General features: G+C 70.2%; 14 protein-coding genes. 9 read left to right on the forward strand and 5 right to left on the reverse strand.

What is annotated here, in order from left to right:
- Positions 1 to 38 precede the first annotated feature (38 nt).
- From DQP57_RS06685 to DQP57_RS06705, 5 genes are read left to right on the forward strand one after another with little or no spacing between them, the layout of a single operon-like run.
- A complete protein-coding gene (locus DQP57_RS06685) occupies positions 39 to 956 on the forward strand; it encodes an o-succinylbenzoate synthase (protein WP_240631695.1) in 918 nt (305 codons plus the stop codon).
- The gene (locus DQP57_RS06690) at positions 953 to 1,738 is read left to right on the forward strand and encodes an alpha/beta fold hydrolase (RefSeq protein ID WP_112632266.1); all 786 of its coding nucleotides are present in this window, start codon (positions 953 to 955) and stop codon (positions 1,736 to 1,738) included. Before DQP57_RS06685 ends, DQP57_RS06690 begins: the two co-directional genes overlap by 4 nt.
- A 56-nt stretch (positions 1,739 to 1,794) precedes the next feature.
- Positions 1,795 to 3,441, forward strand: coding sequence for a 2-succinyl-5-enolpyruvyl-6-hydroxy-3-cyclohexene-1-carboxylic-acid synthase (menD, locus tag DQP57_RS06695; protein WP_112632267.1), 1,647 nt, complete (start codon positions 1,795 to 1,797; stop codon positions 3,439 to 3,441).
- Entirely contained in the window at positions 3,442 to 3,999 is a 558-nt protein-coding gene (locus tag DQP57_RS06700; RefSeq protein WP_240631687.1) for a DUF3592 domain-containing protein, read from the forward strand.
- Between the two features lie 51 nt (positions 4,000 to 4,050).
- Entirely contained in the window at positions 4,051 to 5,205 is a 1,155-nt protein-coding gene (locus DQP57_RS06705; RefSeq protein ID WP_112632268.1) for a glycosyltransferase family 4 protein, read from the forward strand.
- 7 nt (positions 5,206 to 5,212) lie between these two features.
- Here DQP57_RS06705 and DQP57_RS06710 read toward each other — a convergent pair whose 3' ends face one another.
- Entirely contained in the window at positions 5,213 to 6,037 is an 825-nt protein-coding gene (locus tag DQP57_RS06710) for an SDR family oxidoreductase (protein ID WP_112632347.1), read from the reverse strand.
- Between the two features lie 58 nt (positions 6,038 to 6,095).
- Between DQP57_RS06710 and DQP57_RS06715 the strand changes: the two genes are divergently transcribed.
- On the forward strand, positions 6,096 to 6,788 hold the full coding sequence (locus DQP57_RS06715; protein ID WP_112632269.1) for a demethylmenaquinone methyltransferase: 693 nt from the start codon (positions 6,096 to 6,098) through the stop codon (positions 6,786 to 6,788).
- Between the two features lie 6 nt (positions 6,789 to 6,794).
- Here the strand turns inward: DQP57_RS06715 and DQP57_RS06720 are convergent, their stop codons facing one another.
- Both DQP57_RS06720 and menJ read right to left on the reverse strand, forming a co-directional pair.
- The gene (locus DQP57_RS06720) at positions 6,795 to 7,211 is read right to left on the reverse strand and encodes a DUF732 domain-containing protein (RefSeq protein ID WP_112632270.1); all 417 of its coding nucleotides are present in this window, start codon (positions 7,209 to 7,211) and stop codon (positions 6,795 to 6,797) included.
- Between the two features lie 111 nt (positions 7,212 to 7,322).
- Positions 7,323 to 8,570, reverse strand: coding sequence for a menaquinone reductase (gene menJ, locus DQP57_RS06725; protein WP_112632271.1), 1,248 nt, complete (start codon positions 8,568 to 8,570; stop codon positions 7,323 to 7,325).
- A gap of 22 nt (positions 8,571 to 8,592) precedes the next feature.
- Between menJ and grcC1 the strand changes: the two genes are divergently transcribed.
- The 3 genes from grcC1 (at position 8,593) to DQP57_RS06740 (ending at position 10,875) form a co-directional block, all read left to right on the forward strand.
- Positions 8,593 to 9,600, forward strand: coding sequence for a nonaprenyl/(2E,6E)-farnesyl/geranylgeranyl diphosphat synthase (gene grcC1, locus DQP57_RS06730; RefSeq protein ID WP_112632272.1), 1,008 nt, complete (start codon positions 8,593 to 8,595; stop codon positions 9,598 to 9,600).
- Between the two features lie 127 nt (positions 9,601 to 9,727).
- Entirely contained in the window at positions 9,728 to 10,591 is an 864-nt protein-coding gene (htpX, locus tag DQP57_RS06735; protein ID WP_112632273.1) for a zinc metalloprotease HtpX, read from the forward strand.
- Positions 10,592 to 10,632: 41 nt separating this feature from the next.
- Positions 10,633 to 10,875: a helix-turn-helix domain-containing protein gene (locus DQP57_RS06740; RefSeq protein ID WP_112632274.1), complete on the forward strand. Its 243-nt coding sequence runs from the start codon at positions 10,633 to 10,635 to the stop codon at positions 10,873 to 10,875.
- A 20-nt stretch (positions 10,876 to 10,895) separates the two neighbouring features.
- Here the strand turns inward: DQP57_RS06740 and DQP57_RS06745 are convergent, their stop codons facing one another.
- A complete protein-coding gene (locus DQP57_RS06745; protein ID WP_205869059.1) occupies positions 10,896 to 12,401 on the reverse strand; it encodes a SulP family inorganic anion transporter in 1,506 nt (501 codons plus the stop codon).
- 288 nt (positions 12,402 to 12,689) lie between these two features.
- Positions 12,690 to 13,715, reverse strand: coding sequence for an NAD(P)H-dependent glycerol-3-phosphate dehydrogenase (locus DQP57_RS06755; protein ID WP_112632276.1), 1,026 nt, complete (start codon positions 13,713 to 13,715; stop codon positions 12,690 to 12,692).
- Positions 13,716 to 13,724 lie beyond the last annotated feature (9 nt).

The raw sequence follows: 13,724 nt of genomic DNA on the forward strand, positions 1-13,724 counted from the left end.
AAGACCTGCTGGACCGCCTGCATGTGGTGGCCCTTCCCATGCGGGTGCGGTTTCGCGGCATCACCACCCGCGAGGTCGCGCTGATCGACGGCCCGGCGGGCTGGGGCGAGTTCGGTGCGTTCCTCGAATACGAGCCGCGCGAGGCCGCGCACTGGCTGGCCTCCGGGATCGAGTCCGCGTATCGCGGCCCGCCGCCCACCCGCCGCGACCGCGTGCCGATCAACGCGACCGTGCCGGCCGTGCCCGCGGCCGCCGTTGTCGAGGTGCTGGCCCGCTTCCCCGGGGCCGGCACGGCCAAGGTCAAGGTCGCCGAGCCGGGACAGACGCTGGCCGACGACGTCGCCCGGGTCAACGCCGTGCGCGAACTGGTGCCGACCGTGCGGGTGGACGCCAACGGCGGCTGGAGCGTCGAGGAGGCGCAGGCCGCCGCGGCGGCGCTGAGCGCCGACGGCCCGCTGGAGTACCTCGAACAACCCTGCGCGACGGTCGCCGAACTCGCGGCGCTGCGCCGCCGCGTCGAGGTGCCGATCGCCGCCGACGAGAGCATCCGCAAGGCCGACGACCCGCTGGCCGTGGTCCGCGCCGGCGCCGCGGACATCGCGGTGCTCAAAGTCGCTCCGCTGGGCGGGATTTCGGCCATGCTGGCGATCGCCGCGCAGATCGACATCCCGGTGGTGGTCTCCAGCGCGCTGGATTCGGCGGTGGGCATCGCCGCGGGCCTGACCGCCGCGGCGGCCCTGCCGCGGCTTCGTCACGCCTGCGGGCTGGGCACCGGCGGGCTGTTCGTCGACGACGTCGCCGAGACCGCCGGGCCCGTCGACGGGGCCCTGCCGGTGGGGCCGGTCACGCCCGATCCGGCGCGCCTGCACGCGCTGCGGGCGGCGCCGGAGCGGCGGCAGTGGTGGATCGACCGGGTCAAGGCCTGCCATCAGTTGCTTGTACCGTCGTCCGGGTGATCAACCTGGCTTACGACGACCGCGGCTCCGGTGAGCCCGTGGTCTTTATCGCCGGCCACGGCGGCGCCGGACGAACCTGGCACCCCTATCAAGTCCCCGCGTTCCTGGCGGCCGGATACCGCGTCATCACCTTCGACAACCGCGGGATCGGCGCCACCGAGAACGCGGAGGGCTTCTCGACGAAGACGATGGTCGACGACACCGCGGCGTTGATCGAAGGCCTGAACGCGGCCCCGGCACGCATCGTCGGGATGTCGATGGGCGCGTTCATCACCCAGGAGCTCATGCTGGCCCGGCCCGAGCTGGTCAGCTCGGCGGTGCTGATGGGCACCCGCGGCCGGATGGACCGGGCCCGGCAGTTCTTCCGTGACGCCGAGGCCGAACTGGCCGACGCCGGCGTCGCGCTGCCGGCCGCCTACGAGGCGAAAATCCGCCTGCTGGAAAACTTTTCCCGCAAGACGCTCAACGACGACACGGCGGTCGCGGACTGGATCGCCATGTTCTCCACCTGGCCCGTCAAGTCCACCCCGGGCATGCGGGCCCAGCTCGATGTCGCGCCGTACACCAGCCGGCTGACCGCCTACCGCAGCATCGCGACGCCGGTGCTGGTGATCGGCTTCTCCGACGACGTGCTCACCCCGCCGTACCTGGGCCGCGAGGTCGCCGACGCGCTGCCCAACGGCCGCTACGTGCAGATCCCCGACACCGGCCATCTCGGCTTCTTCGAGCGGCCCGACGCCGTCAACGCCGCGATGCTCAAGTTCTTCGCCGAGCAGAGGTAGGCGCCCAGCAACTCCGCGTTGGGCGCGTGCTCCAGGTGCTATGACACCCTGTAGGAGTGAACCCCTCGACGACACAGGCTCGCGTCGTCGTTGACGAGCTGATTCGCGGCGGCGTCCGCGACGTCGTGCTCTGCCCCGGTTCGCGCAACGCCCCGCTGGCCTTCGCGTTGCAGGACGCCGACCGGGCCGGCCGGGTCCGCCTGCACGTCCGCATCGACGAGCGCACCGCCGGCTACCTGGCGATCGGACTGGCCATCGCCGCCGGCGCGCCGGTGTGCGTCGCCATGACGTCCGGCACCGCCGTCGCCAACCTCGGCCCGGCGGTGATCGAGGCCAACTACGCCCGGGTCCCGCTGATCGTGCTGTCGGCCAACCGGCCCTACGAGCTGCTGGGCACCGGGGCCAACCAGACCATGGAGCAGCTGGGCTACTTCGGCACCCAGGTGCGGGCCACCATCAGCCTGGGCCTGGCCGAAGACGCCCCCGAGCGGCTGGATTCGCTCAACGCCACCTGGCGATCGGCCACCTGCCGGGTGCTGACGGCCGCCACCGGGTCCCGCACCGCCAACGCCGGGCCCGTGCAGTTCGACATCCCGCTGCGCGAGCCCCTGGTGCCCGACCCCGAACCCCAAGGGACGACACCGCAGGGGCGCCCCGGCGGCCGGCCGTGGACCTACACCCCGCCGGTCACCTTCGACCAGCCGCTGGACATCGACCTGTCGCCCGACACGGTCGTCATCGCGGGGCACGGTGCGGGCGCGCAGCCCAACCTCGCGCAGCTGCCGACGGTCGCCGAGCCGACCGCGCCCGCCCCGGCTAACCCGCTGCACCCCCTGGCGCTGCCGTTGCTGCGGCCCAAGCAGGTGATCATGCTCGGCCGGCCCACCCTGCACCGGCCGGTGTCGGCGTTGCTGGCCGACCCGAAGGTGCCGGTGTTCGCGCTGACCACCGGGCCGCGCTGGCCGGACGTCTCGGGAAATTCGCAGGCCACCGGGACGCGGGCGGTCACCACCGGCGCGCCAAGCCCGGCCTGGCTGGACCGCTGCGCGCAGATCAACCGGCACGCCCTGGCCGCCGTCCGCGGCCAGCTCGCGGCGCACCCGCTGACCACCGGCCTGCACGTCGCCGCGGCCGTGGCCGACGCGTTGGCGCCGGGCGATCAGCTGGTCCTCGGGGCGTCCAACCCGGTCCGCGACGCCGCGCTGGTCGGCCTGGACACCCACGGCATCCGGGTGCGGTCCAACCGCGGCGTCGCCGGCATCGACGGCACGGTCTCCACGGCGATCGGCGCGGCTCTCGCCCACGAGCGGGAGGGTGGGCCGGACGGCCCGGCGCGCACGGTCGCGCTGATCGGCGACCTGACCTTCGTGCACGACAGCTCCGGCCTGCTGATCGGGCCCACCGAGCCCACGCCGCGCCACCTGACGATCGTGGTCTCCAACGACAACGGCGGGGGCATCTTCGAACTGCTCGAGCAGGGTGACCCGCGATTCTCCGACGTGTCCTCACGGGTTTTCGGAACCCCGCACGACGTCGACGTGGGCGCGCTGTGTCGCGCCTATCACGTCGAGAGCCGCCAGATCGAGGTCGGCGACCTGCCGGCGGCCCTCGACGAACCCGGACCGGGGATGCGGGTGCTGGAGGTCAAGGCCGACCGGTCGTCGCTGCGGCAACTGCACGCCGCCATCAAGGCCGCGCTGTAGATGGCGATACCTCCAAAGGTGCTGCTGCGCATACTGATTCATGGGCGCAGTGATGAGCCGCCGAAAACACGCGCCCGGATTGTGTTGCGGTGGGCCCGGATCGCGGTGCTGATCGTCATCGGCCTGGTCACCTTGCAGTCGCTGTTGCTGGTGGCCGGCGCCTGGCGCGACGACCTTGCGATCACCCACAACATGGGCGTCGCGCAGGCCGAGGTGCTCAGCGCCGGGCCGCGGCGCTCCACCATCGAATTCGTCACCCCCGAGCGGGTCACCTATCGACCCGAGCTCGGTGTGCTCTATCCGTCCCATCTGGCCACCGGGATGCGGATTTACGTCGAGTACAACAAGAACGATCCGAACCTGGTGCGCGTGCAACACCGCAATGCCGGACTGGCGATCATCCCGGCCGGCTCCATCGCGGTGGTGGGCTGGCTGGCCGCGGCCGCAATCCTGGTCGCGCTGGCGCTGCTGGACAAGCGGCTCGACCGGCGCGACGCGCCCCGTGATCAACCGCACAGCCCGGTCGCCGACGGTGCCGGACCTGCAAATTTCGCGTGACGTATGCCCCCAGGCAACCTTGTCGACAGTCGATGCTGACACGGTAGTGATGTGCGCGTTGCCATCGTCGCGGAATCCTTCCTCCCCGAGGTCAACGGTGTCAGCAACTCGGTGATCCGGGTGCTCGAGCATCTGCGCCGGACGGGTCACGAAGCCCTCGTCATCGCCCCCGACACGCCCCCGGGCCGGCCCCCGGCCGACCGCATCTACGACGGCATCCGCGTCCACCGCGTGCCGTCGCGGATGTTCCCGAAGGTGACCAGCCTGCCGCTCGGGGTGCCCACCCCACGGCTGGTGAAGGTGTTGCGTGGATTCGATCCGCACGTGGTGCACCTGGCGTCCCCGGCGCTGCTGGGTTACGGCGGGCTGCGCGCGGCGCGGTGGCTCGGGGTGCCGACGGTGGCGGTGTATCAGACCGACGTGCCGGGCTTCGCGGCGAGCTACGGCATCCCGATGACCGCGCGGGCCGCGCGGGCCTGGTTCCGGCACCTGCACGGCCTTGCCGACCGCACCCTGGCGCCGTCCAGTGTGACGATGGAAGCGCTTGTCGCGCATCGCTTTCCACGTGTGCACCGGTGGGCGCGCGGTGTCGACGTGCTGCGGTTCGCGCCGTCCGCGCGCAGCGAGGCGCTCCGCCAGCACTGGTCGCCGCGGGGCAAGCCCATCGTCGGATTCGTGGGCCGGCTCGCGCCGGAGAAACACGTCGAGCGCCTGGCCGGGCTGGCCGCCAACGACGCGGTTCAGCTGGTCATCGTCGGCGATGGTGTCGACCGCGCGAAGCTGCAATCGGCAATGCCGACAGCGGTTTTCACGGGTGCGCTCTACGGCGACGAACTCGCCGCGGCGTACGCCAGCATGGACGTGTTCGTGCATCCCGGTGAGCACGAGACGTTTTGTCAGGTCGTGCAAGAAGCGCTGGCGTCGGGGTTGCCGGTGATCGCCCCCGACGCCGGCGGCCCACGTGACCTCGTCACCCCGTGGCGTACCGGTCTGTTGTTGGCCGTCAACGAGTTCGAGCCCCGGTTGCCCGACGCGGTCGCACACCTGATCGCCGAGCGGCCGCGCTACGCCCTGGCCGCCCGGCGCACCGTGGTCGGCCGGAGCTGGCCGGTCATCTGCGACGAGCTCCTCGGCCACTACGAGGCGGTGCTGTCACCGTTTGCCCGGCGCCAGTTGCTGTCCACCCGTCACGCGCAGGGGGAGTAGCGCGCGGCTAGCCCTGCGCCAGCTCCGCGACGGGCTGCCATTCCTCCCAGTTGCGCAGCCGGCTCTCGTAGTCGGCCTTGGCGGTTTCCAACGGGGAAGCGCCGAAAAAGACTCGCAGCGGCGGCTTTTCGGCGTCGACCACCTTGAGCAGGGCGGCCGCGGACGCCGACGGGTCACCCGGGCTGGCCCACCGGCGGCTGCGCTCGGCCTGCACGGCGGCGCGGACGTCGTCGTAGGCCGCAATCGGATCGGCGTGCTTGGCTGAGTCCCCGGCCCAGTCGGTGTCGAAACCGCCCGGCTCGATCAGCGTGACGTGTACACCGAACGGCGCAACCTCCTGGGCCAGCGCCTGCGAGAAGCCCTCCAGCGCCCACTTCGACGCGTGGTACATGCCGACCAACGGGAAGGCGGTGATGCCCCCGATCGAGGACACCTGGATGATGTGGCCGCTGCGCTGCTCGCGCAGATACGGCAATGCCGCCTGCGTGATCCACAGCGCCCCAAACACATTGGTTTCGATCTGATCGCGGGCGTCCTGCTCGGAAAGCTCCTCGACGAACCCGAATTGGCCGTAGCCGGCATTGTTCACCACGATGTCGAGGCGGCCGAAGTGGTCGTGCGCTCCCTTGACCGCCGCGAAGTCCGCCGCCCGGTCGGTCACGTCCAGCCGGATCGGCAGCAGCGCGTCGCCGTACTTGCGCGCCAGGTCGTCCAGCGCGGCGGTGTTGCGCGCGGTGGCGGCGACCTTGTCGCCGCGCTCGAGCGCCGCGATCGTCCACGCCCGTCCAAAACCCCGCGATGTCCCGGTGATAAACCACACTTTTTCCGTCACGCCCCCCATACAACGCCGACGGCGCCACCCCATTCCCCGAGCAGGTAGCGTCTCTTTGGTGAATCGCGCGGAACTGGACAAGGACCCCCGGGACGTCGCATCGATGTTCGACGGCGTCGCGCGCCGGTACGACCTGACCAACACCGTGCTGTCGATGGGCCAGGACCGGTACTGGCGCAAGGCCACCCGGACGGCGCTGGCCATCGGCGCCGGCCAGAAGGTGCTGGACCTCGCCGCGGGCACCGCGGTCTCCACCGTGGAGCTTCAGAAGTCCGGGGCGTGGTGTGTGGCCGCCGATTTCTCGGTCGGCATGCTGGCGGCCGGGGCCGCGCGCCACGTGCCGAAGGTCGCCGGCGACGCCACCAGGCTGCCGTTCGGCGACGACGTATTCGACGCCGTGACAATCAGTTTCGGGCTGCGCAACGTCGTCGACACCCAGGCCGCGCTGCGCGAGATGGCCCGCGTCACGCGTCCGGGCGGGCGGTTGGTGGTGTGCGAGTTCTCCACGCCCACCAATGGGCTGTTCGCGACCGTGTACAAGGAGTACCTGATGCGCGCGCTGCCGCGGGTGGCCCGGGCGGTGTCGAGCAATCCCGACGCGTACGTGTACCTCGCGGAGTCGATTCGGGCGTGGCCGGATCAGGCGGGGTTGGCGCAGCAGATCGCCCGGGCCGGCTGGTCGGGGGTGCGCTGGCGCAATCTGACCGGCGGCATCGTCGCGCTACACGCCGGCTACAAGCCGGTGGGCTGAAAAGTCCTAGTGATTGCCGGCGGCCTGCACGAAGCCGACCTGGTCGGGGCAGTAGTGATCGACCGCGGCACCGAGGAACTGGAACGCCTGGCCCTGAGTGGTGCCGCGGGGCAGGTTGCGCTGGATGAACGTGGCCGACTTGTACGCGTCGCCGTCCACGCCCCTGCCGATGCGCTCGCAGGTGATCTTGCCCAGCCACGCCAACTGGTCCTGCGGCTGGTAGATGCCGAAGCCGTTGACGGTGTTCTTGAACGGCGCGTCGTAGTCGCTCGGGGGCGACGGTGTGCGCGGTGTCGGGTATGGCGCCGTCGGCGGCGGGTCGGCCTGCGCGGGCGCGGAAAGCTGCGCCGGCCCGGCCAGCGCGATAGCAGCAGCAGCGGCGGCGGCAGCGGCTCCGATAGTAGCCAGCCTCGTTCCCTTCATTAGCTGGACTATACACGCCTCGCTGCGGGTGCGCGGACGAAAGTCAATCGCCGATCGCCGCCCCGGCGCACCGCGGCCAGGCCGCCGACCAGCGGCGATACGCACACTCGGTCAGCTGAACGGGGTGCGGCGGTCGAGCAGCCGCGACAGCCGCCCGCCGCCGCGCCAGGCACGGGCCACCCAGTCCGCGTCGTCGTCGGTGACCAGGTTGGCCATCACCCGCACGGCGATGGTCATCAGCGTTGTCGAGCGCATGGCGATCGGCCCGGTCGACGGCATAAACCGCCGAAACGTCAGCAGCAGCGCCAGCCGGCGCGCGACGGAGAAGCCGCGACCGTAGTGCTGCTGCAGCAGCGACGGCCACACCTGCGACAGGTCGGCGCACTCCAGCAGCGCCGCCGCCAACCGCCCGGTCTCGAGCCCGTAGTCGATGCCTTCGCCGTTGAGCGGGTTGACGCAGGCCGCGGCGTCACCGATGAGCATCCAGTTGGCACCGGCGACCCCCGACACCGCGCCGCCCATCGGCAGCAGCGCCGAGGCCACCGCGCGGGGCCGGCCGGTGAATCCCCACTCGTCGCGGCGCAGGTCGGTGTAGTAGTCGATCAGCGGACGCAGCGCCAGGTCGGCGGGCCGTCTCGACGTCGACAACGCGCCGACGCCGATGTTCACCTCTCCGTTGCCCAGCGGGAAGATCCAGCCATAACCCGGCAGCACGGTGTCCTTGGCGCCGTCGGGTCCACGCAGTTCCAGATGCGACGTCAGCCAGGGGTCGTCGGCGCGCGCGGTGGTCAGATACCCCCGGGCGGCGACGCCGTACACCGTGTCCTGGTGCCAGCGTCGGCCGAGCTTGCGGCCCAGTGGCGACCGGGCCCCGTCGGCCACGATCAGCTGCCCGCAGCCCACCTCGGTGCCGTCGGCCAGCGTCACCGACGTCGCGCGGCCTGACGAATCATGTTGTGCGGCAACAACCTTGGTCCCAAGCAGCATCCGCGCCCCGGAGTCTTCGGCGACTTTGCGGATGCGGTCGTCCAGCTCGAAGCGGGCCACCGCGCTGCCGGTCGACGGGAACGACGGACCCGGCCAGTCGACTTCCACCTCGCCGCCGAACCCGCTCATCCGCAGCCCCCGATGCCGGATCCGGGTGTCCAGCCAGTCCCGCAGCCCCAGGCGTTCCAGCTCGGCGACCGCGCGCGGGGTCAGCCCGTCGCCGCAGGCCTTGTCGCGGGGAAAGCTCGCCGCATCGACGACCAGCACCTCATAGCCCGCGCGGGCGGCCCACGCCGCCGCCGCCGACCCGGCGGGCCCTGCGCCCACGACCACCACTTGGGCCTTGAGGCCTCGGGTCGCTCCCGTCTTCATGCACACCAGTATGTTTGGTCCCGTGAGTACTCCGGCGACGGTGGTGGCGGGCGTTGACTTCGGCGACCCGGCTTTCGCGGCGACCGTACGCGACGGCGTGGGGCGGATCGAGCAGCTCATGGAGGCGGAATTTCGCAGCGCCGACGACATCATGACCGAGTCGCTGACCCATCTGTTCAAGGCCGGCGGCAAGCGGTTCCGGCCCCTGTTCACCGTGCTGTCGGCGCAGATCGGGCCCAACCCGGACAGCGCGGACGTGACCATCGCCGGCGCCGTCATCGAACTGGTGCACCTGGCCACGCTGTACCACGACGACGTGATGGACGAGGCGGAGGTGCGCCGCGGCACACCCACCGCGAACGTGCGCTGGGGCAACAACGTCGCCATCCTGGCCGGGGACTATCTGTTCGCCACGGCATCCCGGTTGGTGTCGCGGCTGGGTCCCGAGGCGGTGCGGCTGATCGCCGAGACCTTCGCCCAGCTGGTGACCGGTCAGATGCGCGAGACCCGCGGGTTCGTGGCGGGATCCGACCCGATCGAGCACTACCTGAAGGTGGTGTACGAGAAGACCGCATGCCTGATCGCCGCGGCGGGCCGGTTCGGCGCGATGTTCTCGGGTGCCGACGCCGATCACGTGGAGCGGCTGAGCCGCCTCGGCGGCATCGTGGGCACCGCGTTCCAGATCTCCGACGACATCATCGACATCGACAGCGATTCCCACGAGTCCGGCAAGCTGCCCGGCACCGACGTGCGCGAAGGCGTGCACACCTTGCCGATGGTCTACGCGCTGCGCGAACCCGGGCCCGAGGCGGCGCGGCTGCGCGAACTGCTGGTCGGGCCGATCGACGACGACGACGCGGTGGCCGAGGCGCTGGGTCTCTTGCGGGCGTCGCCCGGCATGACCAAGGCCAAGCAGTCGCTCCAGGAATACGCGGACCAGGCGCGCCGGGAGCTGGCCCTGCTGCCCGACGTCCCGGGCCGGCACGCGTTGCAGACCCTGGTCGACTACACCATCAGCCGGCACGGTTAGAAGCGGGTTGCCACCCTTCGGCTGGCGGCGCCCGCAACCGCGCCGTGGAACCAACGGGGCCGCCTCGGGCGTTCAATGAGCTGTAATCGGCAATAACGCGCACCCGAGTGTTCGCAAGGAGACACCGATGACCTGGCATCCGCATCACAACACGTTCAAGACGTTCGCGTTGTTGGTTGGCATGTCCGCGTTGATCGTGTTCGTCGGCTCGCTGTTCGGCAGGACCGCGATGTTCCTCGCGGTGTTGTTCGCCATCGGGATGAACGTCTACACCTACTACAACAGCGACAAGCTGGCGTTGCGGGCGATGCACGCGCAGCCGGTGTCGGAGGTGCAGGCGCCGGCGATGTACCGGATCGTGCGCGAGCTGGCGACCGCCGCGCACCAGCCGATGCCCCGGTTGTACATCAGCGACACCAACGCGCCCAACGCATTCGCGACCGGACGCAACCCCCGCAACGCGGCGGTCTGCTGCACCACCGGCATTCTGGGCATCCTCACCGAGCGCGAGCTGCGCGCCGTACTGGGACACGAACTTTCGCACGTCTACAACCGCGACATCCTGATCTCGTGCATCGCCGGCGCGCTGGCCTCGGTGATCACCGCGCTGGCCAACATAGCCATGATCGCCGGCATGTTCGGCGGTAACGATCGCGACGGCGAGAATCCCTTTGCGCTGCTGCTGGTTTCGTTGCTCGGACCGATCGCCGCGACGGTGGTGCGGTTGGCGGTGTCGCGATCACGCGAATACCAGGCGGACGAATCGGGCGCGGTGCTGACCGGTGACCCGCTGGCCCTGGCGTCGGCCCTGCGCAAGATTTCCGGCGGGGTGCAGGCGGCCCCGCTGCCGCCGGAGCCCCAGCTGGCCAGCCAGGCCCACCTGATGATCGCCAACCCGTTTCGCGCGGGCGAGCGGATCGGGTCGCTGTTTTCGACGCACCCGCCGATCGAGGACCGCATCCGCCGGCTGGAGCAAATGGCCGGGCGGTAGGCCCAGACCCACGTACCATCGGAATTGGATGGTGATTGGCGATGACTGAACCCAACTCGATAGACATTCACGAAGCCGGCCTGGCGTTAGACCTGCCCGACTTGATCTTCGAAACACGCGCCGGTGCGGGGATGAACCAGGCCCAGCTGGCCGAGGCGCTTGGCATCTCCCACGAGGCTGTCGCCGCGTGGGAGGACGGCACCGAGGTGCCCCGTGTCGACGAGCTGCAACGGTTGGCGCAGGTGTGCGGCAAGCGGCTGCACATCCGCATCGACGTCGACTGACCGGGCCGCGCGGAGGCCAATTACGCTGCGGCGCCGGGCCTTTCGGCTTCGATCAGGGGTTGGTGCGCGTCGCGCCGGCCCGTGTCGGTAACGCCCTCGATGTGCACCGTCCCGCCCGTCGCCTCGTGCTGTTGCTGCCAATCGGTGATCGTTTGGTGGGCGGCGTGATCGAGGTAGTGGACCGCAATGCTCACCGTCGCCGTCGTGCCCTGCGGAATCGACGCCAGCAACCGCGTCAGCCGCGGCAGCGCCAGGAAGGTGCACGCCGCGCCCTCGATGCTCACCCGCCACCCGTCGTCGGACGGCGCGGCTTCGATCTTGGCCCGGATCACCCGCCATCCGGTCAGCGCGATGGCCAGCGCGAGCCCGATCATGACGCCGTGCAGCAGGTTGAGGAAGATGACGCTGACGGCCGTCACGACGTAGACCGCCAGATCGCCGTGCTTCATGGCGGTCTCGATGTGCGCCGGCTTGAGCAATTGGATACCGATGACGATGAGCAGACCGGCCAGCGCGGCGGTGGGGATCTCCTCGACCAGCCCGGCGAACGGGATGGTGAACAGCAGGATCCAGACACCGTGCATGATCGCCGAGGCGCGAGACTTGGCGCCCGCGTTGACATTTGTCGAGCTACGGACGATGACGCCGGTCACCGGGAGCCCACCGATGGTGCCCGACACGATGTTGGCGGCTCCTTGCCCCACCAACTCGCGGTTGAAGTCGGTGCGCGGCCCGTTGTGCATCCGGTCGACCGACACCGCCGACAGCAGGCTCTCGACGCTGGCGATGAGCGCCACCGTGATCACCCCGATCGCGACCGCGCCCCAGTTGCCGTGGGGAAGCTCCGGCAACCGCAGCGCGTCCAGCGGTGACCCCTCGAGGTCGATCCGGCGCACGTGGAATTTGAAGACCACCGAAATCACCGTCACCCCCACGATGGCGACCAGGGGACCCGGAATGCGGCGCAATGTGGCGGGAACCCATCGCCACCCCACCAGGATGGCGATCACCAGCACGCCCAGGATCACCCCCGGACGGTGCGCACCGATGATCTGACCCGGCAGCCCGATGAGGTTGTGCCAGGCGCTGCTCTTGGATTTCCCGCCGAGCAGCACGTGCGCCTGCTGCAGGGCGATCGTGATCCCGATGCCGGCCAGCATGGCGTGCACGACCACCGGTGAGATCGCCAGGGCCGCGCGCGCCACCCGGCTCAGCCCCAGCAGCACCTGCACGACTCCGGCGGCAACGGTGATCAAACACGTTATGCCCCAACCGAAGTCGGACACCAGGTCCGCGACGACGACGGTCAGCCCGGCGGCGGGGCCACTGACCTGCAGCGGGGATCCGCCCAGCGAGCCGACGATGATGCCGCCGACGATCGCGGCGATCAGGCCGGCGAGCACCGGGGCGCCCGAAGCGATCGCGATCCCCAGCGACAGCGGCAGCGCGACCAGGAAAACGACGAGCGATGACGGTAGGTCGTGGCGGATGATGCCGCGCAGCCGATCGACGCGCGATTCTGTCAGCCGACGTTCACGGGTCTTTTCACCCGACTGTTCAACGTTGTGCACCGGTCGCGTCCCTCGGTAGGAGTTAGCGGGGGGTGTTCGGATATCCGCCCCACCTTGCGCTCATTACCTCTTCGTAACGCGCTGGCGTACAAACGATTACGCCGGGCCGACCCGCAGGATCGCGCCCGGATACCGCTGGCCGCCTGGATCGACGGTATTTTGCTGGCAAAGACCGGTCAAGCCGAAGGGCCGCGCCCATAGAGAATGCAAAGATTTGAATTCGGCCAGCCCTGAACGACCAGTTCAGAAGCCGGAACCGTGCACCTCGTGGCCGGGAACCTCGGCGATCAGGCCCCGGTAGGCCTGCTCGACGGACGAGCCGTGGTTGATCACGGCGTCGACCTCGCGGGCGATCGGCATGGTGAGGCCGAATTCGTTGGCAAACTCCATGATCACGCTGGCGGCCTTGACGCCCTCGGCGACCTGGTTCATCGAGGCGATGATCTCGTCGATGGGCTTGCCCGCCCCCAGTTGCTCACCGACGTGCCGGTTACGGCTGCGCTGGCTGGTGCAGGTGACGATGAGGTCGCCGAGGCCGGCCAGGCCCGGGAACGTCTCGGGATTGCCGCCCAGGGCCACCCCCAGCTTGGTCATCTCGCGCAGCGCGCGGGCGATCACCAGCGCGCGGGTGTTCTCCCCGATGCCCAGGGAATAGCCCATCCCGACCGAGATGGCGTAGACGTTCTTCAGCGCCCCGGCCATCTCCACCCCGATGACGTCGTCGGTGGTGTACACGCGGAAGCGGCGGGTGCGGAACAGGCCCGAGAGCCGGGTCGCCAGGTGCTGGTCCGGCATCGCCAGCACCGCCGCGGCGGCGTAGCCCTCGCCCACCTCGCGCGCGATGTTCGGACCGGCCAGGATGCCCGCGGGGTGGCCGGGCAGCGTCTCCTCGATGATCTGCGACATCCGCATGTTGGTGCCCTGCTCGAGCCCCTTGACCAGCGACACCACCGGCACCCACGGCCGCAGTTCTTTGGCCAGCTCGCTCAGCACCCCCCGAAAGCCGTGCGAGGGAACGCCCATGACGACGACGTCGGCGGAGTTCGCCGCCTCGGCGAAGTCGGTGGTGGCGCGCAGGGTGTCACTGAGCACGACGTCGTTGCCGAGGTAGCGGCTGTTGCGGTGGTTGTCGTTGATGTCGGTGGCCGTCTCCTCGGAGCGCACCCACTGCAGCGTCGGCCCGCGACGCGCGCAGATTGATGCCACGGTGGTGCCCCAGGAACCGCCACCGAGGACAACGACTTTGGGTTCGCGCTTCTCAGATGCCATGGCGATCAG

It is taken from the genome of Mycobacterium colombiense (assembly GCF_003284935.1).
Lineage (GTDB): Bacteria > Actinomycetota > Actinomycetes > Mycobacteriales > Mycobacteriaceae > Mycobacterium > Mycobacterium arosiense_A.

Bases quoted from the DNA above. Each gene is read 5' to 3' on its own strand.
- DQP57_RS06755 (WP_112632276.1), bottom strand. From the start codon at position 13,715: ATGGCATCTGAGAAGCGCGAACCCAAAGTCGTTGTCCTCGGTGGCGGT.
- DQP57_RS06700 (WP_240631687.1), top strand. From the start codon at position 3,442: ATGGCGATACCTCCAAAGGTGCTGCTGCGCATACTGATTCATGGGCGC.
- menJ (WP_112632271.1), bottom strand. From the start codon at position 8,570: ATGAAGACGGGAGCGACCCGAGGCCTCAAGGCCCAAGTGGTGGTCGTG.
- htpX (WP_112632273.1), top strand. From the start codon at position 9,728: ATGACCTGGCATCCGCATCACAACACGTTCAAGACGTTCGCGTTGTTG.
- DQP57_RS06685 (WP_240631695.1), top strand. From the start codon at position 39: ATGCGGGTGCGGTTTCGCGGCATCACCACCCGCGAGGTCGCGCTGATC.
- DQP57_RS06740 (WP_112632274.1), top strand. From the start codon at position 10,633: ATGACTGAACCCAACTCGATAGACATTCACGAAGCCGGCCTGGCGTTA.
- DQP57_RS06720 (WP_112632270.1), bottom strand. From the start codon at position 7,211: ATGAAGGGAACGAGGCTGGCTACTATCGGAGCCGCTGCCGCCGCCGCT.